This window comes from Peribacillus sp. JNUCC 23 (assembly GCF_053653995.1).
Genome location: NZ_CM132202.1, coordinates 2,129,242 through 2,149,967 on the forward strand (window position 1 = coordinate 2,129,242; position 20,726 = coordinate 2,149,967).

The following is a 20,726-nucleotide window of genomic DNA, read 5'->3' on the forward strand; positions in this document are numbered from 1 at the left end:
CCACTTTTAATTTTAAAAGTTTTTCCTATCCTATAAACAAGTTAAATCAAGGAGGAAACTGAAAAATGAAGAAGTGGGGATTTTTATTGTTATTATTATTGTGCTTATGTTTAACTTTCATAAATATTGAACCGGTTTTTGAACCAAAAGAAGAAATACAAAATTATGATCAATATGAAAATGATAAAGTAGAGGATAGAAGGATTTCTGGAAATCTCCAAAAAAAAGAGATTACAGAAGAACAAATCTATCAAGGTAATCTACTTTTGGTCAACAGTGAATATCCGGTTCACCCCGAAAGTATAAAATCGGATGTCATCAATCTAGCTACGCACAATGAATTGACAAAGGGGTACGGATTGTTAGATAGCAAAATTTATTTGTCAGAGGGTATAGCGCGTAGATTTTCAGAGATGATTACTGCTGCAGAAAAAGAAGGAGTTCGTAATTTCTCCATTAATAGTGGCTTTCGAGACTTTGATGAGCAAAGTGTACTTTATCAAGAAATGGGTTCTGCCTATGCGTTGCCAGCCGGCTATAGCGAACACAATTTGGGTTTATCGCTTGATGTAGGATCTACTCAAATGAAGATGGCTGAAGCACCTGAAGGAAAGTGGATAGAAAATAACGCTTGGAAATACGGGTTCATTTTACGCTATCCAAAGGATAAAACGGATGTAACAGGAATTCAATATGAACCATGGCATCTCCGCTATGTTGGTTTACCACATAGTGCGATTATGAAGGAAAAGAATTTTGCTTTAGAAGAATATTTAGATTACCTAAAAGAAGAAAAACACATTTCTGAAAGTATTAATGGGGAAAAATACTCGATTACTTATTACTCCATTTCTCAAAGCAGGACGATTAACGTACCGGATGATAGCTATTTTGAGATTTCAGGTAACAATATGGATGGAGTAATTTTGACCGTTTACGAATGATAAGTAAAAAAAGAAAATTTAATTTATATCTAAAGCGAATAAATGTAAGGGGAAGGTTAAAAGCAAAAGCTTATTCCACAATCGTACGGTTCTCTAATAAGAAAGAAGCTTTTTGTGGGCATGGTCTTTGAACACATTTAAGAGATTAGATTATGTTAAGTTGTAGAAGAGATTGCGAGGAATCGAACTTAAACGGGTGCGTGAGTTCATGCGGCAACAACGGAACAAAATAGCGTTACCACAAATTCAGAAGAGCAAAATACGAATACATTATAAAAAATGGAGCAGTGATGAATGAAAATTATTTTTAAAATGATCCTTTTCCTAATTCTTTGTTTATATTTAGCGATACTTTCTAAATTAATTTTGTTTAAATACATCCCGTTATCTGAGATTATTCATCATTTTAACTTTACATATGATGAGTACCACTGGCGGTTTTCGAATAATTTCGTCCCTTTTAAAACAATTAATTTTTATCTGTTCTTAGCAGATAATTTATATATTCGGATTGAAAACTTAGCAGGGAATATCATCGGTTTTATGCCGTTCGGATTCATCTTACCATTGCTGACAAAGAAGTTTCAAAAACTTAGTACGGTCACGCTAGCCACCTTTTGCTTAAGTCTGACGTTTGAACTGTTGCAGCTGATATTTAAATTCGGCAGTTTTGATGTGGACGATTTAATCTTAAATTCCGTTGGTGGCATTCTAGGCTACCTGCCTATTAAACTTGTTATTTTGTTCGCCCGTTTAAAAAAGAAGAAGGTAAACGGAAATGTCAATTACGGTAAATAGTATTTGAATACAAAAAACCACCGATGAATCATCAAAACGATTCGCCAGTGGTTTTTTCGCCGTCAGTAACAGGGATACTGTCTGCTAACAATTTCATATTTTTCGTTATCTTTGTGCTATAGGTGAAGTCGCCATAGCAGTAGGAATAGGGTAGGGGATAGAATATATGAGGAATTATTTTTATGTAAGGGTTAGCAGCAAAGATTAATCTGTGGAAAGACAGGTGGCAGTTGCAGAAGAAATGGGAATTCCCGAAGAGTATGTCTTTATAGAAAAGAAGTTCTTCTTTGAAATCGATGCATGTAAAACGATCAAAAAAGAACGCCTAGAATGCCACTTATACGGGCAACTCATCGGCATTCTTCTCTGTTCTTCCACCATGTTTCAAATGCGGAAAAGAAAAACCAAGAACTGAGCGAATTCAAGGCGATTTATATGATTAAGGACTACTTTCTGTTACTGTTTGAGGCAATGGCTAGTAGCACACATGAACTTGTAAAGACTCTTCATCACCTCTATCAATTGCTTAAGAAAAATGGACGTAAATGTCATCGATATAAGAAGACCGTTTTTGATATTCTAGGAGTAGTGTACGAAAAGACAGTAAATCATAAACAAGCTGTGTAGCAAAAAAAATCACATTTTAATAGGTTTCTTTGGCATGCTTACTGTTTCATCACTCGCTCGTTTTGAAACCAGGGTCATTTTCATCGTTAGCTTGATGGGCATGTGTCTGTGCCCATACTGAAAATATTATTTATGGCTTAAACAGCTTATTCAACGTCGCTATTAACCCTATAAATCTTTCTTGGCCTACCTTTCGAGGTTGGTGCTTCTTCTCCGATGATTTCTGCAATTCCTTGCTCGGCTAAACTGTTAAGAATACGACGTGCATTTCGAGGTGTCATTTTGAGCCACTCTGCGAGAATGGATGCAGTGATTGAGTTACTCCCGGCCCTTTTTTGGACGGACAAAATTTTATTAAATGTTGTAATGGTTACACCACATTGTTTCAGTTTATCACTTATTTCTTTATTCTCGGTCCAATAGCTAAAAGAAATACTTTCCTGTTCCTTAAGAGGACCCTCGATGATCCCGTTATCCTTTACAAGAAAGGCACAGAAAGACCCGTAATGTTTTGCATGATTTAAAGCGATGCGAGCGTTCTCTTCAGCAATTAAAGCCGTTTCTCCATATCCAATGCCAACGTTTGCTGGTAATTCGGTGATCAAAGCGAGATTTTCTAAGAGATCCCCAACTTGTCGTCCTGTTTTATTTAAAGAACCTCTTGTGGAAAAAATCAAAAATACTCCAACCCCAAGTGTTACAAAGGAACCGTAAATAGATTCGGCAAAGTTTAAAACAGCAGCTTGCAATTCTAGGTTTAAGCGATGTAAATCATAAGAAATCGTGTGATGATTCGTATCTTTATTTGATTCTTCTATTTTTACTAATAAAATCGCAATTTGTGATTGTTTGAAATGTAAGGTTTCCCATTGTTGAAGTGCTGATTTTAATGTTTGACGAATATTGGCACGTGTAGGAGTGACCCGATAAACCGGGATTCCTTTAGCCTTTAGATGTTCATATACGAAATTTAAACAAGTGATACATACGTCTACTTTTTTTTGATTAAAAAGGTTTTCATGAAAAGAGATAATTTCTTGAACTTCTGTAAATCCTGGATACTCATATAGGTAAATATTTTCATAGGTAAAATCTAGGTCATGATACGTCTCGTAAACATCATTTTTTTCGAGTAAATCAATGCTAGCACGGTTAAGGCTTTTTTGATCTTTATACTTAATTTTAATCAATTCATTCGTTAAACTTGTCCCATTTAACTCTAGATAGAAGAAAGGTTTTTTTGATGTACTTTGTTGGGCTGTTACGTAAGGAGTAACCCCTGAAAAGATCCAAATGTCGACCAAGTGTTGGTTGGTTTCTATAATATCAATCGTTTCATTGGAACTTTTATATATAAATGGAAGGTAGTCCAGTTTATCTGAATATTCTTTCGCGATATCAGATATCAACATGACTGTATCTTTTGGGCCGACAATACCTGCTATTATTTTTATATTGTTCATCACCTAACATTGGGGGTTGTATATCATTCTATTAGTATTATAACTCACCGCATTATAAGCGCAAAGAGTGAGTGTCTTTACTGCGATGGGTATTACATTTTCATCGATGTCGAACCGTTCGTTGTGATGGCCGGCGGAGAGTGTGGTTCCAAATACGATATAAGCCGCATGACCACCTCTTTCTTTCACATGTGAGATCATATAGGTTGCGTCTTCAGAACCGCCTAATTTATACGAGTCTTGAATGGTGTGAATTTCATTAATTTGTTTAGCTTGTTGACCAATAAAGGAGATGAGTTCTTCGCTTGATTCAACACTTTTTGCTGCACCAACAATATCTATATTTACTTCAACTTCATACATATCAGCCGCGGATTGAATGATTTGTACTGCTTTTTGATACATGAAGTCGTTAATGGAGGTTGTCTCTCCGCGAACTTCGACTTTGAAGATTGCCTGATTAGGAATAATATTTCTACCGTTGCCAGCTTGTAAAAATCCGACATTCACACGAGAGTAACCTTCACTATGTCTTGAAATAGCGTGCAGATTTAGTGCTGCTGTTGCTGCGGCGAGTAGAGCATTTTTTCCTTGTTCAGGTCTAGCACCAGCGTGAGAGGCCTCACCAGTATATGTTACATCGAACTTAGTTGTGGCCATGAAACCGAGATCACCACAAATTAATTCACCAAGTTTGGCTTCAAAACCAACGTGAATAGCAATAAAGATATCGACATCGTCTACCACACCCGCAGTAACCATGGATTTCGCGCCTCGTACCCCTTCTTCAGCTGGCTGGAAAATCAATTTAATTATCCCTTTAAGTTGATCTTTGATTTGAGAAAGGACGTAAGCAACCCCTAATCCAATCGAAGTATGGGCATCATGGCCACAAGCATGCATCATATTAGCATTAATGGAAGAGAATCCCTCTTTCGTTGGTCGGTGTTCATTGGATAAGGCTTCTTGAATATCTAAAGCATCCATGTCGACGCGAAAAGCAATCGTTGGACCAGGAAGACCAGTATCGAGAATTCCGACCACTCCAGTAAATCCACCAGAGAATTGTTCCAGCCATTCTGGATCAGCTCCCTGAGATAAGGCGCGCTTTTTCTCTTGCTCGAGTACTTCTGCTTTAGGAACCCCCATTCTATCATCTTCATTGATGACATCTCGCCCTACGTGGACTTCATATCCCCATGAATGGAGTTTCGACGCAACAATGGATGCTGTACGAAATTCCACCCACCCAGATTCCGCGTGTTTGTGAAAATCTCGGCGCCATTTGATTAATGACTGATAAGTATTATCTGTTAATTTTGATAAATGTTCGATCATCTTCTATCTCCTTTAACAAAATGAAATTTTAAGAGTTAATAATCTGGTTCGATATTTATCGTAGATTTCCTTTTATATTTTAAAAAAAAGAAAATTGATGAAAATATTTGAATTTTCTAAAAATTATGTTGACTTCATCGTTTATCTTCAGTTATATTTTAATTAAGGAACATATTAAGAATAATTCCTTAAATGAGTGTTGAAGGAGGAAACATGTTATATGGGTTCAATTTCTTCAAAAGATTATCAGTCGTCACAATTAGTCCATCACGAGGTATTTAGAAATGTCATTAGTCATTTCACCAGTGGGGTATCGATTATCACAGTAAGAGAAAATGAAATAGATTATGGGATTACAGCTAGCGCAGTTTGTTCGGTATCTCTTGAACCTCCAATGCTGCTTGTTTGTGCTAATAAAAATACAGGAACACGTCATGCTATTTCGAAAGCAGGTTCTTTTACTGTCAATATTCTTGGAGAAAATCAGGGAGAACTAGCGTTACAGTTTGCTAGTTCTAATACGGAAAAATTCAAAGATGTGGAAAAAATCTATGGGGAACTTGGTAACCCTGTTTTAAATAACAGCCTTGCCCAACTTGAATGTCGAGTGGTTGAGGAAGTGATGGGAGGCACTCACTCCGTTTTTCTTGCCCAAGTTCAAAATGCTCAAGCTTCTGAAGGGGACCCACTAGTGTATTTTAAAGGAAAGTTTGGCCAGTTTAAGCAATCTTAAAATAAAAGATAAGGATTATTGAAAGCCCTTTCAAATTAAAAAATTAAAAGGAGGAAGTTTTTTTATGGCATTGATGACAGGAGATCAGTATCGTGAATCCTTGAATGATGGAAGGGAAGTATACGTTGATGGAGAAAGAGTGACGAATATAGCTGAACATCCAACGTTTAAGCCGATTATTGATGTAAAAGCAAGAATGTACGATTTAGCCTATGAACCACAGTATAAAGAAGCAGTTACAGCACGATTAGATGACGGTGAGATTGTTTCTAGAGGATACAAAGCTCCTAAAACAAAAGAAGATCTAACAGCCATCCGTAATTATGTTGAAACGGTTCTTGATGATCTTGGTGGTGTCGTTTACCGAGTCGGCGATGAAACCATTGGAGAAATGTGGTCTTTATATGATGCGAAAGATAAATTAAAAGAAATAGATCCTACTTATGCAGAAAATATTGAACACCATATTGACCGTATTGCTAGAAAAGATGTATTCCATGTCTCTGCCAATACAGATCCAAAAGGAGATCGTAGTAAGTTGTTTAGTGGAAAAGATGGCGGAACTTTGCTTCACGTTGTTGAAGAAAATGATAAAGGGATTGTCGTAAAAGGTGCGAAATTTGAAACAGCCGCAGCTTATGCTCACCAGGCTTTCGTTAAACCAACGATTTTAAACTGGGAAGCTGGAGAAGAATCAATGGCTCCATTTGCTTGTGGATTCATTGCAGATATGGGTGCACCAGGATTAAAACATATTTGTCGTACATCCCTTGGAACAAATAAAGATAGTACCGATTATCCGATTGCTACTAAATTTGAAGAAATTGATACATTACTTATTTTTGATCATGTACTTATTCCGTGGGAAAATGTATTGTTCCATCGCTCTTTAGCATCTGCTGCTTACATTCGTTCAACATTACATCGTTATTCGGCCTTCAACTACGTCCTCAGAGTATTAAGAAGAGCAGATTATTTACTAGGAACAGCATTATTGAATGTAGAACAAACAGGTTTAACAAAACTCCAAGCAGTAAAAGAAAAAATTTCGGAACTTATTAATTATCGTGAAGGCATTAACGCTCATCTAACAGCGGCCGTTGCTAATGCAGAAGTTAGCCCAGGTGGTTTAATGATGCCAAATCAATCACTTCTATATACAGGTCGAGTATTTGCATTATCTAATTTCCCAGCGATGGCTCATTTAACAAGAGAGCTTGTAGGAGGGCAATTAGCAGTTACACCAGATTCTACTACTTTAGCAGATCCAGCTATTCAAAAATATGTCGATACGTACTATTCTGTAGGTGATTGGAGTGCAGAAGAAAGAGGGAAATTATTATACTTTGCAAGAGATCTTTTAAATTCTTCTTATGCAGGACATAGAACAACCTTCGAATTATTTGCACAAAGCCCACCATTCGCTCAACAAATGGCTGTTTTCAATAGTTTTGATGCGGAAGCGCAACGTGAAATGGTTCGAAAAGCAGCGGTTTTAAAACCAGCTGTATCTCTAACTAGCCTTTAAAAAAAGATAGGAAGGGGAAGATTTATTGAACATTCATACACCAGGTACTTTACAGCTTTCTGCATCTGTTCTAACGATCGGTGCTCTTGATGGTATTCATAGAGGGCATCAAGCATTGCTGTTAAAAGCAAAAGAGCGGTCTGTAAAGCTAAGAGTTCCGTTTGTTGTTTACACGTTCGATCCTCCTCCGAAAGTATACTTTAAAGATTGTCAGCAGTTAATGTCAGTAGAAGAAAAACTTCAACGTCTTGACATGTTAGGGGCTGACTTTGTGATTGTAGGTACATTTGACGAAGCGTTTACTACAAAAGAAGTTCCAGAATTCATTACCGAATTAAAAGAATTGAACCCAGTTGAAGTATGGGAAGGACCTAACTTCTTATTCGGAAAAGGTAGAAAAGGGACGATAGAAGTATTATGTCACCATTTTAAAGTAGAAGTATTACAGCCCTTAACATGTGAACATGGTGAAATGATTTCATCCTCACGTATTCGAAAGCTGTTGGAAATAGGAAACTACCAACAAGCAGAAAAGTTATTAGGAGAGGAATGTTTACCATCATTTAAGGCTGTCAAAATTTAAAGTTTTTTTAACGATCAATTGAATGAAAAATAAAATGATCAGTGCAGCAAAGATGCGGTACTCATCTTTGCTGCACTTAATTTTTTGAGGGAGGAAAATTAAAATGACATTTTCTGTAGCAGGACGCTGTTCATCAACAGGAGCATTGGGAGCTATTGTTACTTCTAGTAGCCCTTCTGTGGGTGCTAGATGTCCGTGGGTTAAAGCTAATACTGGGGTGATCTTGACACAGAACGTAACGGATCCGAGATTGGCAGACATTGGTCTTTCAACTTTAGAAAAAGGTTATCATGCTCAGGCAGCTATTAGAACGATGGTAGGTGCTTCTGACTTTTCGGAATATAGACAATTAGCATGTGTGGATGCTGACGGAAATTCTAGTGTATTTACTGGAGAAAAAGCACTTGGAGTAAACGGAGAATTTTACGCGAAAGATGTTGCTAGTATTGGCAATCTATTAAGTGACCTAGAAATACCAAAGGCGATGGGGCAATGTTTTCTAGAATTAAAGCACCTTTCTTTACCTGAACGATTAATCGCAGCGATTGAACGTGGATTTACTATGGGAGGGGAATTGGATCAAGAGCATTCCATTGGCCTGCTAGTCTATCACCCAGATACTTCATTTGCGTTTGTAGATTTGCGTGTTGATTATAGTGACGATCCATTAAATGACTTGAAAAAACTTTGGGAAATTTACGGACCTCAAGCAAAGGATTACAAAATTAGAGCGATCGAGCCAGAACTTGCACCTTCTTATGGGGTAAAAGGTGACACGTAATGGAGATTGAATGTGAGTAGGAAGCGAGGCAATGAAGAGCCATGCAAATAAATATCGATCGATTAATGGCAGATATCGAAAGGTATGCACATTACGGAAAAAATGATCAAGGTGGAGTAACAAGGCCTAGTTTTTCCCCAGCTGATTATGAAATAAGGGCATTATTTATAAAAGAATTAGAAGACATGGGATTAGAAGTCACTATTGATGGTGCTGCTAATATTTGGGGAAAGCTTAAAGGAGCAGGGAAAAAGAAAGGTAGCTTAGTCATCGGTTCACATTTGGATTCTGTTCCGAATGGTGGCAAATATGATGGGCCTCTTGGTGTTCTTATGTCGAAAGAAATCATTCAAACTCTTATTGAAAATCAAGTAACGTTTGATCATGATTTAGATATTGTTTCGTTTACAGCCGAAGAGTCAAATGATTTCAATTTATCAACGTTTGGCAGTCGTTCATTTGTTGGTAAGTTGACGGAAGAGATGTTAGAGGACGTCTATGATTTAAAAGGAACTAAACTTAGTCATGAACTTGAAAAAGCTGGAGGAGGCTTTGATAAGTATCCAGTCATGGCAGGGATGAGGAAAGACACAAAAGCCTTTATTGAACTGCATATTGAGCAGGGACAGCGGTTAGAAAGTAAAGATATTTCGATGGCAGTTATAGATAAGGTAGTTGGGACTTACCGAAGCAAGGTAAGGGTGGTCGGACAATCGAATCACTCGGGTACAACCATGATGGAACATCGTCAAGACGCATTAACAGCTGCAGCTGAAATGGTTCTTGAGGTGGAACGTCAATGTAAAAATGGTCATCGTCGTGTGGTAGGGACTGTTGGGAAATTGGATGTTTCCCCAAATGCAGCGAATATTATCCCAGGTCAAATTGATTTTATTTTGGAAGTAAGAGGAGAAAGAGAAGAGGGTATCCAATATACTGTCAACGCGATAGAAAGTGCGTGGAAAGAGATCGCTATGAATAGGAAGGTTAAAATTCAGCAGCAAACTTTTCTTGATCAAAAGCCGGTTGTTCTTAACGAAGACATTGTAAGAACTTTACAGAATACAGCTAATGAGATGGGAGAGCCATTTATGACGTTACCTAGTATGGCAGTACATGATGCGGCTCATATGGCTTCTATCACAAAGGCAGCTATGGTTTTTGTAAAAAGTATTGACGGAAAAAGTCATTGTCCTGAGGAATTAAGTTTGCCTGAAGATATTGAAAAGGCGGGGAACTTAATCTTAAAAGGGATCATCAATTTAGATCAAGAACGGTTTTCAAGGACTATGGTTCTTTAGGAGAGTCAAGGATAGAGTGGTTCTTTTACCATTGTTTCGAATTTTGATATTTTGCCAACCTAATAGATTTTTGATAGAGTTGTTCCCTTTATTATTAAAAGACAAGGTGGATTCAACATGTTAAAAGAGAAATGGCGAATAGAGAAAGACTTCTTAGGTGAAAAAAGAGTACCATCAGATGCATATTATGGGATTCAAACGATACGTGCTGCCGAAAATTTTCCGATTACGGGATATCGTATTAACGAAGAATTAATCAAGGCAGTTGCCATGGTAAAGAAAGCAGCTGCGATAGCCAATATGAATAATCAACATTTAGACGCCGAACTAGGTCAAGCGATTGTGCAGGTCGCAGATGAAATTATTGAAGGTAAATGGCTTAGTCATTTTATTGTTGACCCTATCCAAGGCGGTGCAGGCACATCCCTTAATATGAATGCCAATGAGGTCATTGCTAATCGCGCACTTGAATTGCTTGGATATGAAAAAAGCTCTTACCATCATTTAAGTCCGAATACTCACGTGAATATGTCTCAATCAACAAATGATGTGTTTCCGACAGCGATTCATATTTCAACACTTAAATGTTTAGGGAAACTATTAGAAACGATGTACGATATGAATAGAGTGATTAGAGGAAAAGCTCAACAATTTGACCACGTAATTAAAATGGGACGTACTCATTTGCAAGATGCTGTTCCTATTCGCCTTAGACAAGAGTTTGAAGCATATAGCTGTGTTCTTGAACGTGATATCAAGCGCATTCACCAAGCATGTCAACCTTTATATGAAATAAATATGGGGGCGACCGCAGTTGGAACAGGATTGAATGCTGACCCGGTTTATATTGAGAAAGTAGTAAGAATTCTTGCGGATATTAGTGGCTTACCCCTTGAAAGGGCTAAGCACCTCGTTGATGCTACTCAAAATACGGATTCATATACGGAAGTTTCAGCTACTTTAAAAATTTGTATGATTAATATGTCCAAAATTGCTAATGACCTTCGTTTAATGGCATCAGGTCCAAGCGCAGGACTTGCTGAGATTTCCCTTCCGGCTCGTCAGCCTGGGTCATCTATTATGCCAGGAAAAGTGAATCCAGTGATGCCTGAGATGATTAACCAGGTAGCTTTTCAGGTTATTGGCAATGACCATACGATTTGTGCAGCTTCCGAAGCCGGACAGTTTGAATTGAACGTTATGGAACCTGTTCTCGTATTCAATCTACTGCAGTCGATAAGTATCATGAAAAATGCTTTTCGTTCATTTACAGATTATTGCCTAGCTGGAATTGAAGCGAATGAAGCTCATCTGAAAGAATATGTAGAAAAAAGTGTAGGAGTCCTTACAGCTGTTAACCCACATATTGGCTATGAAACTGCGGCAAGAATAGCAAGAAAAGCTATTTTAACAGGAAAATCTGTACGTGAATTATGCATTCAAGAAGGAGTTTTATCAAAAGAAGAGTTAGATCTTATTTTAAATCCATATGAAATGACGGAACCGGGCATTGCTGGAGTCGCATTATTAGACTCAAAGTAAACCTAACTATAAAAGAGTGATAGATTTCCACTAGAATAGCCAGTCAAGTAATGATCTTGATTGGCTATTGTTACTATTATTATTCACTATATGAAAGGTGTTAATGATTAAAATAAGATAATGAATAACGAAATTCCCATACAAAATAAGTAAACTCGAATTATGCTAAAAACATTGACCTCCAAGGTAAGAACTTGTAATCTTCTACTAAAGGAATACTAAGGGACACATTCTGATTGTAATAGGCTTAAAGATCAATTATTTTAAGGAAGTATATAAGCGGATTCGTTTTAGTAAAGTGGTATTCCGAGTTGGGTGAGAGATTGAATGAAAATCAAAATAAAGGAAGGTGGAAATATGGAGAATAACTATAATCAGCAAGATGCCTCTACACAGGGCCAACTTCAGAATACGTTAAAGAATCGTCATGTCACAATGATTGCACTTGGTGGGATTATCGGAGCAGGGTTATTTGTAGGAAGTGGGGCAGTCATCAATTCATCTGGGCCAGCAGCTGTTATTAGTTACGCTTTGTCAGGAGCCTTAATATTCTTAGTTATGCGTATGATTGGGGAAATGGCGGTAGCTCAACCAGGTGCTGGTTCTATCTCCGAATATGCTAGGGCCGGATTAGGAAATTGGGCCGGATTTAGTGTCGGTTGGCTTTACTGGTATATGTGGGTAATTGTGGCCGCCATTGAAGCTGTAGCAGGCGCAGGTATTCTCGTTAATTATTTTCCGAATATACCACCTTGGTTTTTATGCTTAGTCTTGTTGGTTATCCTTACTTTAACTAATCTTTATTCGGTAAAATCATTCGCTGAAACTGAATTCTGGTTTGCTTCTATTAAGATATTTGCCATTGTTTTCTTCATTGTATTGGGAACGGTGTACTTACTTGGATTTTGGCCAGGGAGTGAATCACCAGGTCTTTCAAACTTCTATACCTCAGGAGGATTTTTCCCTCATGGAATTGTTGCGGCTTTAATTGGAAGTGTAACTTGTCTTTTTTCTATGGGAGGAGCAGAAATTGCTACGATTGCTGCGGCTGAATCAGATGACCCTGCGAAGCTTGCTGCTAAGGCGACAAAACAAGTAATGAATCGAATCCTCTTCTTCTATGTCATCTCTGTCTTAGTTATTGTAGCGATTGTACCGTGGAACTTCGAATTTGCCGGCGTTGCTATTAAAAGTCCTTTCGCAGTTGCGCTTGAACAATTAGGGATTCCGTTTGCACCTTTTCTAATGGAAATTGTCGTTCTTACTGCAGTACTAAGTTCCCTTAATTCCTGCCTCTACATTACTTCTAGAAGTTTATTTACCCTAACTAGAAAAGGAGATGCGCCTAAATTCCTTATTAAATTAAACAAGAGGGGCGTACCAGTAAGAGCTATCCTTGCGGGAACAGTATTTGGATATGTCGGTGTCATCTTAAATTACTTTTTCCCAGAAACTGTTTTTCTATTTTTGATTAATTCAGCTGGGGCAGTTATGCTTTTCTACTATTTAATTGTCGCGTTTGCTCAAATTCGTCTTCGCCGTAAGTTAGAACAGGATGCACCGGAAAAACTGCAATTAAAAATGTGGCTATTCCCTTATTTGTCCTATTTCACGATCTTTTGGATGATGGTGGTTATCGCTGTCATGGCATGGATTCCGAGTACACGCTCACAAGTGATATTAAGTTTGATTAGTTTTGGAGCCATTCTTGTGGCATATCTTGTTAAATCTCGGTACAGTAAGAAAGTCCAAGACCAAGTAACTGAACCAAAAGGGGAACATATTGATGTACCGATAAACAAATAATTATCGATATAAAATTCAGAATATTGTAAATATATTGACACCCAAAATAGATGTCTGTATATTTAAATTAAAGGAATAGTTAAGGATTAATTCCTTAATTAAATGACAACATAATTGTATTTAGGAGGAATTATACGCTATGACAGTTCAAGGAGAAGTTAAAAATATTGAGATTAAAAGATTTAGAAAATTCGAGACAGAGAAATATTATCCTTCAACTTTAGGTCAGCCGGAGCATCATATTAAAAATGAATTCTGCATGGCCGTAAGAGCTGGAAATAGAATTTTCTTAAGAGGACAAACAGGCTTTGATATGGAAGGGAATTTCCACGGCATTGGAGATGTCGCAAAACAAACTGATCAGGCATGTAAGATGGTTAAACAACTGATTGAAGAAGCCGGTGGTACAATCAATGATATTTGTAAAATCACAGTATATATCCTTAAGCGTGAAGACAGAAGCAAAGTGTATCCAGTTATTGCGGAGCATTTCAAAGGTGTCTACCCTTGTAGCACAGGTTTAATCGTAAGTGGCTTTGCGATGCCAGAGATGTTAATGGAAATTGATGTTGAAGCTGTAATCAGTGGAAATAACGAAAATTAATAGATGTAATACAAAAACCGTAAAACCCTTAAAAAGAGTTTACGGTTTTTGTTTGGAATAAAGCTAAACAATCACATTTTACTGTTTAATTAGCTCTTATAAATCTATTCTTTATAAGAAGGATAATTGTTTGTACAATCGCGGTACGATTTTGCAGAAGTGGCTACGCCACTGTATTGGGAAGAGTTGAAAGAAAGCGAAGTCGTTCAAATTAGAAATTACACCGTCTCTAGTGTGCCAAAGCGGATTATAAAGCATGGCTGTCCTTTTAGAGAGTATCATCTTGTTCGGCATCAGCAACCGTTTTCGGAAATTCTAGAATTTCTTAAACGAAAAAAATAAAAGGCATAATGGTAAAACTCATAAAGTATAAATATATTAGATTAGGTTAAAATAATTAAAAGTTTGGTGCCTAGTTATAATCAAAAGGGGGCAAATGCTTATCTAGAACATATCTAAACAATCATTTGGATAACATACTCACTAGTGAAGGCAGAATAAAATAAGTCAATTTCAAATGGATAGTGGAACGATCATGAAAAAGTATTTGAGAGGAGATTTCAATTGAATTCAAATGAGTCAACTAATAACACTTTATTTACGAAGGAATTCACAAAGAATCCATACCCTACATATGCAAAATTGAGAGAAACGGAACCTGTTTACAGAATCCTCCTTCCGGATGGTCAGTACGGCTGGATGATTACACGATATGAAGATGCCATTGAAGCTCTGAAGGACTTAAGGCTTATTAAGAATTTTTCAAAGCTAACTGGCGAAAATGAGGGATACGATAGCATTTTTACCCACAATATGCTTTTTTCTGATCCGCCAGATCATAAAAGATTACGGGGGCTTGTTCAAAAGGCATTTACGCCACGAATGATAGCAGAAATGAGGGATCGAATTCAGGAGATAACAGATGATCTTTTAGACGAAATTGCCAAAAAGGATAGTATGAATTTAATCGATGATCTTGCTTTTCCTTTACCGATTATCGTAATATGTGAGATCTTAGGTGTTCCATCAGAAGACCGTGACAAGTTTCGCATATGGTCAAACTCATTAATTGAAGGAACCAACGGTGAACATGCGAAAGATATGGCAGTTCATATGCAGGAATTCACCAAATATCTGGGAGACCGGTTTTCAAAGGTCCGGGAAAGTCCAGGGGAAGATTTAATTAGCCAACTGATTATGGCCGAAGAGGAGGGTGACAAATTAACAGAGAAAGAGTTATATGGGGTGGTCTCACTTTTGATTATCGCAGGACATGAAACGACGGTAAATCTGATTGGCAATAGCATTCTCTCTTTCTTGGAACACCCTGATCAGTTGCAGCTCTTGCAGGATCATCCTGAAATGATTCATACAGCACTTGAAGAATCACTCCGGTATAATGGCCCAGTCGAATTTAGCACATCCCGATGGGCACGTGAAGATTTTGAATTCAAAGGGAAAGAAATAAGTAAGGGAGATTTAGTGATTATCGCTCTGAATTCCGCTAACCATGATCCTAATCAATTTACAGACCCGGAGGTTTTTGATATTACCCGTGAGAAAAGTCCTCATCTTGCTTTCGGGAAAGGAATTCATCTTTGCCTGGGTGCTCCACTTGCCCGTCTAGAAGGCGAAATTGCTATCAGCAGTCTCTTGCAGCGCTTTCCACAAATCAAATTAAGAGTTGATACGAATGAACTTGAATGGAGACCCGGTATGGTTGTAAGAGGGGTAAAAGAAATACCTCTTTCCTTTTAAATTTTTCATCCTATTAAAGCTGTAAAATTATAATTTAAATGAGGCCATATTATTCCATTAAAGGGCACGATTACAGGCAACACAGGTAGAAAATGATCAAACTTTTTAAAAACCACATTACCTGGGAACTTATAGAAATCACTAAACACTCAAATAAAGTATGCCAGTTTCATTAAATTAAATCCTACATTATTAGGTAAGCACAAAATACTCCCCAGCTATGAAGGGACTGTGGAGTATTTTATGCTTTTTTAGCTTTATGTTTAGAAGGCGCTATCATTACATAGATGATAGCCTTTTTATATTTACTTATAATGCAAAATATCCCTTAAAACAGGTGCAGAATAACGTCTAAAGTGACAAATATGTTGAAGGGTGTCAGAACTTAGCGCCAAAAATGAAATAATAAAAGAAGCAAAGCAAGGCAACACAGTGTATTGAACCCCAGGTGTAGCATTCATGTTAAAAGTAATAATGAACCTTGTTCTTGAATTATCAACAGGCGTAATCATTGCCATATTAGATGTAAGACTATTCATTGGAAGGAGCATCATGTCATCCCTTGCAACAGTAGCAATGTCTGAGGGTCTATCTAAATTATTTCTAATCCAGTCATTTCTAACATTTGTAGCAGAACCCAAATCAGTAGGCTGGTCATAAACCATTTCAATTTAATTAGGAGCAGTTTGTCTTGCAACAAGAAGAATAGGATGAGGTACCATTTGCATTTCTCTAGGCATCAATTGCTGTCCCGGATACATGGGAGAAGGCATGCTAGGATATGGCATCATTTGCTGTCCCGAATACATGGGAGAAGACATGCTAGAATATGGCATCATTTATTGTTTGTCTCCTTTATAAAGTAGTTATTTAAACATAGTCATTTTATGAAAGTAACAATTTATTGTGAAATTTAATGTAAACATACTCTTAAATATTTTTAATGTACGATAATATCTAATATCATACATTAAAAAAAACTCCTTCAACTAACGGAGCAGTTTAGTTCAATAAGAATTCACAAAAATAATTGTTATTTATAGTAAAGTGTAATTAGAAATAAAATTACTTGGGGGAGAGATTATACGTCATTAAATATATTAATTCCAATATTAATATTAGCTCTACTTGTCGGTCTGGGATACCTAATGGTTAAGGTATTAAAAAATAGAAGAAATATTATGTGTTTTACCTTATTGTAGTAAAGGGGCAGGTTAGTTGAAGAAGGAAAATCTATGAATGGAAATAATTCTATACAGATTGTTATTATTTATCTTTGTAAAAGAAAGTGAGAGTGAAAATATGGATATTAGAGTAGCAAGTGAATTAGACTACCCTGCTTTAAGACGTATATATTTAGAATCACGTCGTAAGAGTTTTTATTGGGCAGATATAGAAGAAATGACTTTAGAAGATTTTGATAAGCATACTGTAGGAGAGTGTATAATTTTAGCAGAGGAAGATGCTAAAATTCTTGGATTTGCTTCTTTGTACTTGCCAGAGAATTTTATACATAATTTATTTGTTCACCCTGATTTCTCAGGTAAAGGTGTTGGTGGTCAACTGGTTAATGCCTCTATAGAAAAAATGAATAAACCAATAAAATTGAAGTGTGTGTCTGAAAATCAAAAGGCAATGAAATTCTATGAAAATAATGGTTGGAAGAAAGTTGTTGAAGAAGGTAAACCGGAAGAAAAATATTGGGTTATGGTATATGAATAAAATATATAAATGATAGCCTGTTTTATTAGGTCCTTTTTTGATGTTAAGCTAACGGGTGCGTTAGAGCCATAAGAAGGCCGCCAATTGGCGGCCTTTTTTACACTCTTTTGAATGTATGAAAATATGCAAAATCATACATTCAAAAAATTTATTCAACTAACTGGCAGATTAGTTGAACAAGAGATTAAGATGAAATGATAATATAGCATTAAATATTTGTTGTGCTTAGTTGGAGGGAATGCTGTGAAACCTAAAATGAAAAGAAAAAGTTTATTGAGCAAGACTGATATATGGAACGCCGTTACTACTGTGTTAAGTGAGTATGATTTATCAACTGAAGATAAAAATTTAAATGAAGCATTCATTGTCTTTCAATACTATTCTGAGCTTGAAAGTGGGGGCCACGAAAGCTTATTTACGTGGTTTGAATGGTATATCGAAGAGGTAGGGATAGATAATTACTTGAACGAACTAATAGGTATCCTTGAGGAAATTTGTGCTCACGATTATGCAATTATTGAGAAAAAGTATGGTCAAGAAATGTGGAGGTTGTACGTTGCTTTAGAAAATGACGAGATTGAAGAAGATGAATTTTATGATGTCATCGAAAAGGCGAACGATGAATATCACAAGCTTAATCAGAAGTTAGAAGAATTATTAGAAACGTATTTTGTTACTATTCATACTGATTTGATTGAAGTAGTCGAAGATTAATTCAATCTTGTTCAACTAACGGGGAGCTTTAGTATTTAGGAGAGAAAATTAAATGAATGACAAAATTATGGAAACAACCTTTCCAGAACTATACTCAAAACTTGCAGCAGCCCCTTTGTATATTATTCAACTAATATTGTGTATTGGATGGTTGATTTACACACGAAAAGAAAAAGGGTGTATTTTATTATTCGGAAAAATTTATTCCCTCATTATTGTCGTTAATTATCTTGTTGCACTTTATTTTCGCTTTATTTACTAATAAAAAAGATGTTGTTATTTGACTAACGGGTGCACTCCTTTTTTATGTAGCTACCAGGCTCCTTCAAAAGCCGGAAATTTATGTATAAACGATAAAAATGGACCATTCGGAACCCCTTGAGGACCAAGGGGTTTTATGTTTCGGAAGTTCCGAAAATTGACTTTGTGTTAACTAGATTTGTATAGAGTATGCATTCGATCCTATGGGATCTTCTTGAACTAACAGAGCATAATAGTTAAGAAACATAATAAGGAGAGCAGAAATGGAATCTAATACAAGAGCAATGATGAATAATGCTTTGAAAAAAATTGTGATACCCGTTTTAAGAGAACAAGCATTTAAAGGCTCTTTTCCACACTTTAGAAGAAAGAATGAAAACAACATAGATTTAATCACTTTTCAATTTAACAAATGGGGCGGTTCGTTTGTAGTTGAATTAGCTAATTGTTCAATTGAAGGATTAACAACGTATTGGGGAGAACACATCTCACCTAACAAAGTTACTGCACACAATATAAACAAACGGTATAGATTGGGAGCCAAATCAGAAGATGAAGATGGAATATGGTTTGATTATGGAAATGCAAAAACAGAGAAAGATTATGAAATAGTTGCTTGTTATGTTTTAAGTTTACTTAATATAACTGACCGTTCTTGGACTTCTATGTTGTTAAACTAACCGGTGCTTTAATTAAACAAGCAGCACAAAAGGATCTTCAACTGAAGATTCTTTTGCATTGCCGATAAGCAATTTTATGTTAACTAGATTTGTATAGAGCATTCATGTGTTCCTTAGAAACCTTATTAAGCAAACGGGCCAGATTGTTGAACAACACCTTTTAAGAAAATTGGGTATCTATGTTAATAATTAGAAGAGCTTGTGAAGAAATGTACTTAAAGTAACGAAGCAGGATAGTTGAAGAAGGATTCAAATGGAAAAACTGCGGTTTTTTAGGGTAAACTTTAATGAAGAAGAAAATACTCATAAATTATCTACACTCCTTGAAACAATTGGACAAGGAGAAATTGAAATTGAAGATTGTTCTCAAATCATTAAATTCATTAACGATAAGCGTACAGCAGTCAGACACTCTGCAATTGAGGCATTAAGGGCATGTAAAAGTTCTGTTGCAGAGGAGGCACTCATTAAAATTATAACGGAGTCAACAGATGTATATGACCTAACCTATGCAAATGCTGTATTATCTAAGATTGGTACAAATAAAGCTATTTCTCATCTTATAAATTTACTTGAACATCACAAAGGAGGCGTTAAATGTTCAGCTTTATGGGCACTAAATGAAATAAATAGGGGATGATTCTTTACTTCCGACTTTTTTAGAGGCTTTACAAGACCGTTCTGTTGCAGTTAGAGGCTATGAATTGTTAGGTATCAATAGACAAGGAAATGAAACTGCCATTAAACCTGTTATCGAACGTATAAAGACTATGTTAAAAAGAAAAGGAATGTCGAAAGTGATGACCTAATATTAGCACTTGGGTTTCTTATTCGTTTTGAAGAAGACAATAAGGAAATTAATGAGTTATTTGATTGGATAAAATCTAAAAAGTGGGATTTCCTTTTTGACATAGAAAAGGAATGGGTAATTAATAATATTACCCATTATAAATGAAGCATTTTAAACTAACGAGGTGCTTTAGTGAAAAAAAAGTCTGTCTTTTTGACGGTCCTTTTTTGGTGAGATTAACACAAATACATTTTTGTAAAGTGCCTGCTACTTATTTATAGAGTTATTATTGCTCTCATCATGATTTTTGGAAGCTGTTTTGTCATCGACTTCAGCCCCCTCTACAATCTGGTTACCAATAGCACCGCCTGAAACACCGCCTATTACAGTACCAATTAGTCCAAATTGAGCACCTATCATAGCACCCGCAACGGCTCCATTAAGAGTTCCTGCTGCTGCTGCTTCACCAAAGTCACTCGCACCTTGATTAGCATTACTACCAGCTTGATTGTTGCCACTTTCTTCTACATTTCCACCAAAGTTATTGCGTTCGTTACTCTGATTCATCTATTCACTTCCTTGTTTATTAATGGGGAATATGCTAATGATGAAAGCACACCATCCTAAACATATACTCCCCAGCTGAAGTAGTTTTACTCACTATATGTTGGTTCAAGATATGGTTGTTTTATCGCAGCCATTTTTTCTTGTTCAACTAACGGGTAGCGTTAGTTGAATAAGAATTAATTAATT

General features: G+C 36.4%; 22 protein-coding genes and 1 pseudogene. 19 read left to right on the forward strand and 4 right to left on the reverse strand.

What is annotated here, in order from left to right; translation table 11 throughout:
- Window positions 1-65 precede the first annotated feature (65 nt).
- From vanY to JNUCC23_RS10205, 3 genes and pseudogenes are all read left to right on the forward strand, one after another.
- Window positions 66-944 (forward strand): VanY-A/VanY-F/VanY-M family D-Ala-D-Ala carboxypeptidase, encoded by an 879-nt coding sequence (vanY, locus tag JNUCC23_RS10195; RefSeq protein ID WP_454215601.1) that lies wholly within the window; start codon window positions 66-68, stop codon window positions 942-944.
- Window positions 945-1,238: 294 nt separating this feature from the next.
- A complete protein-coding gene (locus tag JNUCC23_RS10200; protein WP_454215603.1) occupies window positions 1,239-1,742 on the forward strand; it encodes a VanZ family protein in 504 nt (167 codons plus the stop codon).
- A gap of 256 nt (window positions 1,743-1,998) precedes the next feature.
- Window positions 1,999-2,369: pseudogene (locus tag JNUCC23_RS10205) on the forward strand (IS4 family transposase); the annotation flags it as partial.
- A 146-nt stretch (window positions 2,370-2,515) separates the two neighbouring features.
- On the opposite strand, the gene JNUCC23_RS10210 reads toward JNUCC23_RS10205, so the two are convergent.
- Both JNUCC23_RS10210 and JNUCC23_RS10215 read right to left on the reverse strand, forming a co-directional pair.
- Window positions 2,516-3,832 (reverse strand): hypothetical protein, encoded by a 1,317-nt coding sequence (locus JNUCC23_RS10210; protein ID WP_454215605.1) that lies wholly within the window; start codon window positions 3,830-3,832, stop codon window positions 2,516-2,518.
- A gap of 3 nt (window positions 3,833-3,835) precedes the next feature.
- On the reverse strand, window positions 3,836-5,170 hold the full coding sequence (locus JNUCC23_RS10215) for a M20 family metallo-hydrolase (protein ID WP_454215607.1): 1,335 nt from the start codon (window positions 5,168-5,170) through the stop codon (window positions 3,836-3,838).
- Window positions 5,171-5,390: 220 nt separating this feature from the next.
- On the opposite strand from JNUCC23_RS10215, the gene JNUCC23_RS10220 reads away from it, so the two are divergent.
- The 11 genes from JNUCC23_RS10220 to JNUCC23_RS10270 all read left to right on the forward strand — a co-directional run bounded on the left by JNUCC23_RS10220 (window position 5,391) and on the right by JNUCC23_RS10270 (window position 16,466).
- Window positions 5,391-5,903 carry a flavin reductase family protein gene (locus JNUCC23_RS10220; RefSeq protein WP_454215609.1) on the forward strand — a complete coding sequence of 171 codons (513 nt, stop codon included), beginning with the start codon at window positions 5,391-5,393 and terminating at the stop codon, window positions 5,901-5,903.
- A gap of 64 nt (window positions 5,904-5,967) precedes the next feature.
- The gene (locus JNUCC23_RS10225; RefSeq protein ID WP_454215611.1) at window positions 5,968-7,431 is read left to right on the forward strand and encodes a 4-hydroxyphenylacetate 3-hydroxylase family protein; all 1,464 of its coding nucleotides are present in this window, start codon (window positions 5,968-5,970) and stop codon (window positions 7,429-7,431) included.
- A gap of 25 nt (window positions 7,432-7,456) precedes the next feature.
- Complete coding sequence (locus tag JNUCC23_RS10230) at window positions 7,457-8,014, forward strand: FAD synthetase (protein ID WP_454215613.1); 558 nt, start codon at window positions 7,457-7,459, stop codon at window positions 8,012-8,014.
- 103 nt (window positions 8,015-8,117) lie between these two features.
- Window positions 8,118-8,795: a DUF1028 domain-containing protein gene (locus JNUCC23_RS10235; protein ID WP_454215615.1), complete on the forward strand. Its 678-nt coding sequence runs from the start codon at window positions 8,118-8,120 to the stop codon at window positions 8,793-8,795.
- Window positions 8,796-8,836: 41 nt separating this feature from the next.
- Window positions 8,837-10,096: an allantoate amidohydrolase gene (locus JNUCC23_RS10240; RefSeq protein ID WP_454215617.1), complete on the forward strand. Its 1,260-nt coding sequence runs from the start codon at window positions 8,837-8,839 to the stop codon at window positions 10,094-10,096.
- Window positions 10,097-10,213: 117 nt separating this feature from the next.
- Window positions 10,214-11,638 carry an aspartate ammonia-lyase gene (gene aspA, locus JNUCC23_RS10245; RefSeq protein ID WP_454215619.1) on the forward strand — a complete coding sequence of 475 codons (1,425 nt, stop codon included), beginning with the start codon at window positions 10,214-10,216 and terminating at the stop codon, window positions 11,636-11,638.
- A gap of 357 nt (window positions 11,639-11,995) precedes the next feature.
- Window positions 11,996-13,444: an amino acid permease gene (locus tag JNUCC23_RS10250; protein WP_454216023.1), complete on the forward strand. Its 1,449-nt coding sequence runs from the start codon at window positions 11,996-11,998 to the stop codon at window positions 13,442-13,444.
- 139 nt (window positions 13,445-13,583) lie between these two features.
- Window positions 13,584-14,048, forward strand: a complete 465-nt coding sequence (locus tag JNUCC23_RS10255; protein ID WP_049683921.1) for a Rid family hydrolase — start codon at window positions 13,584-13,586, stop codon at window positions 14,046-14,048.
- 126 nt (window positions 14,049-14,174) lie between these two features.
- Window positions 14,175-14,390, forward strand: coding sequence for a hypothetical protein (locus JNUCC23_RS10260; RefSeq protein ID WP_454215621.1), 216 nt, complete (start codon window positions 14,175-14,177; stop codon window positions 14,388-14,390).
- A 222-nt stretch (window positions 14,391-14,612) separates the two neighbouring features.
- Window positions 14,613-15,806 (forward strand): cytochrome P450 family protein, encoded by a 1,194-nt coding sequence (locus tag JNUCC23_RS10265; protein WP_454215623.1) that lies wholly within the window; start codon window positions 14,613-14,615, stop codon window positions 15,804-15,806.
- A 459-nt stretch (window positions 15,807-16,265) separates the two neighbouring features.
- Entirely contained in the window at window positions 16,266-16,466 is a 201-nt protein-coding gene (locus tag JNUCC23_RS10270; protein WP_454215625.1) for a hypothetical protein, read from the forward strand.
- Between the two features lie 11 nt (window positions 16,467-16,477).
- Here JNUCC23_RS10270 and JNUCC23_RS10275 read toward each other — a convergent pair whose 3' ends face one another.
- A complete protein-coding gene (locus tag JNUCC23_RS10275; RefSeq protein ID WP_454215627.1) occupies window positions 16,478-16,645 on the reverse strand; it encodes a hypothetical protein in 168 nt (55 codons plus the stop codon).
- A 463-nt stretch (window positions 16,646-17,108) separates the two neighbouring features.
- On the opposite strand from JNUCC23_RS10275, the gene JNUCC23_RS10280 reads away from it, so the two are divergent.
- The 5 genes from JNUCC23_RS10280 (at window position 17,109) to JNUCC23_RS10300 (ending at window position 19,823) form a co-directional block, all read left to right on the forward strand.
- Window positions 17,109-17,528, forward strand: coding sequence for an N-acetyltransferase family protein (locus tag JNUCC23_RS10280; protein ID WP_454216025.1), 420 nt, complete (start codon window positions 17,109-17,111; stop codon window positions 17,526-17,528).
- Between the two features lie 243 nt (window positions 17,529-17,771).
- Window positions 17,772-18,242 carry a DMP19 family protein gene (locus JNUCC23_RS10285; RefSeq protein WP_454215629.1) on the forward strand — a complete coding sequence of 157 codons (471 nt, stop codon included), beginning with the start codon at window positions 17,772-17,774 and terminating at the stop codon, window positions 18,240-18,242.
- 52 nt (window positions 18,243-18,294) lie between these two features.
- Window positions 18,295-18,504, forward strand: a complete 210-nt coding sequence (locus JNUCC23_RS10290) for a hypothetical protein (RefSeq protein WP_454215631.1) — start codon at window positions 18,295-18,297, stop codon at window positions 18,502-18,504.
- A 262-nt stretch (window positions 18,505-18,766) separates the two neighbouring features.
- Entirely contained in the window at window positions 18,767-19,183 is a 417-nt protein-coding gene (locus JNUCC23_RS10295) for a DUF4304 domain-containing protein (RefSeq protein ID WP_454215633.1), read from the forward strand.
- A 253-nt stretch (window positions 19,184-19,436) separates the two neighbouring features.
- Complete coding sequence (locus JNUCC23_RS10300; RefSeq protein WP_403073889.1) at window positions 19,437-19,823, forward strand: HEAT repeat domain-containing protein; 387 nt, start codon at window positions 19,437-19,439, stop codon at window positions 19,821-19,823.
- Window positions 19,824-20,240: 417 nt separating this feature from the next.
- Here JNUCC23_RS10300 and JNUCC23_RS10305 read toward each other — a convergent pair whose 3' ends face one another.
- A complete protein-coding gene (locus tag JNUCC23_RS10305) occupies window positions 20,241-20,540 on the reverse strand; it encodes a hypothetical protein (RefSeq protein WP_062187424.1) in 300 nt (99 codons plus the stop codon).
- Between the last annotated feature and the right edge of the window lie 186 nt (window positions 20,541-20,726).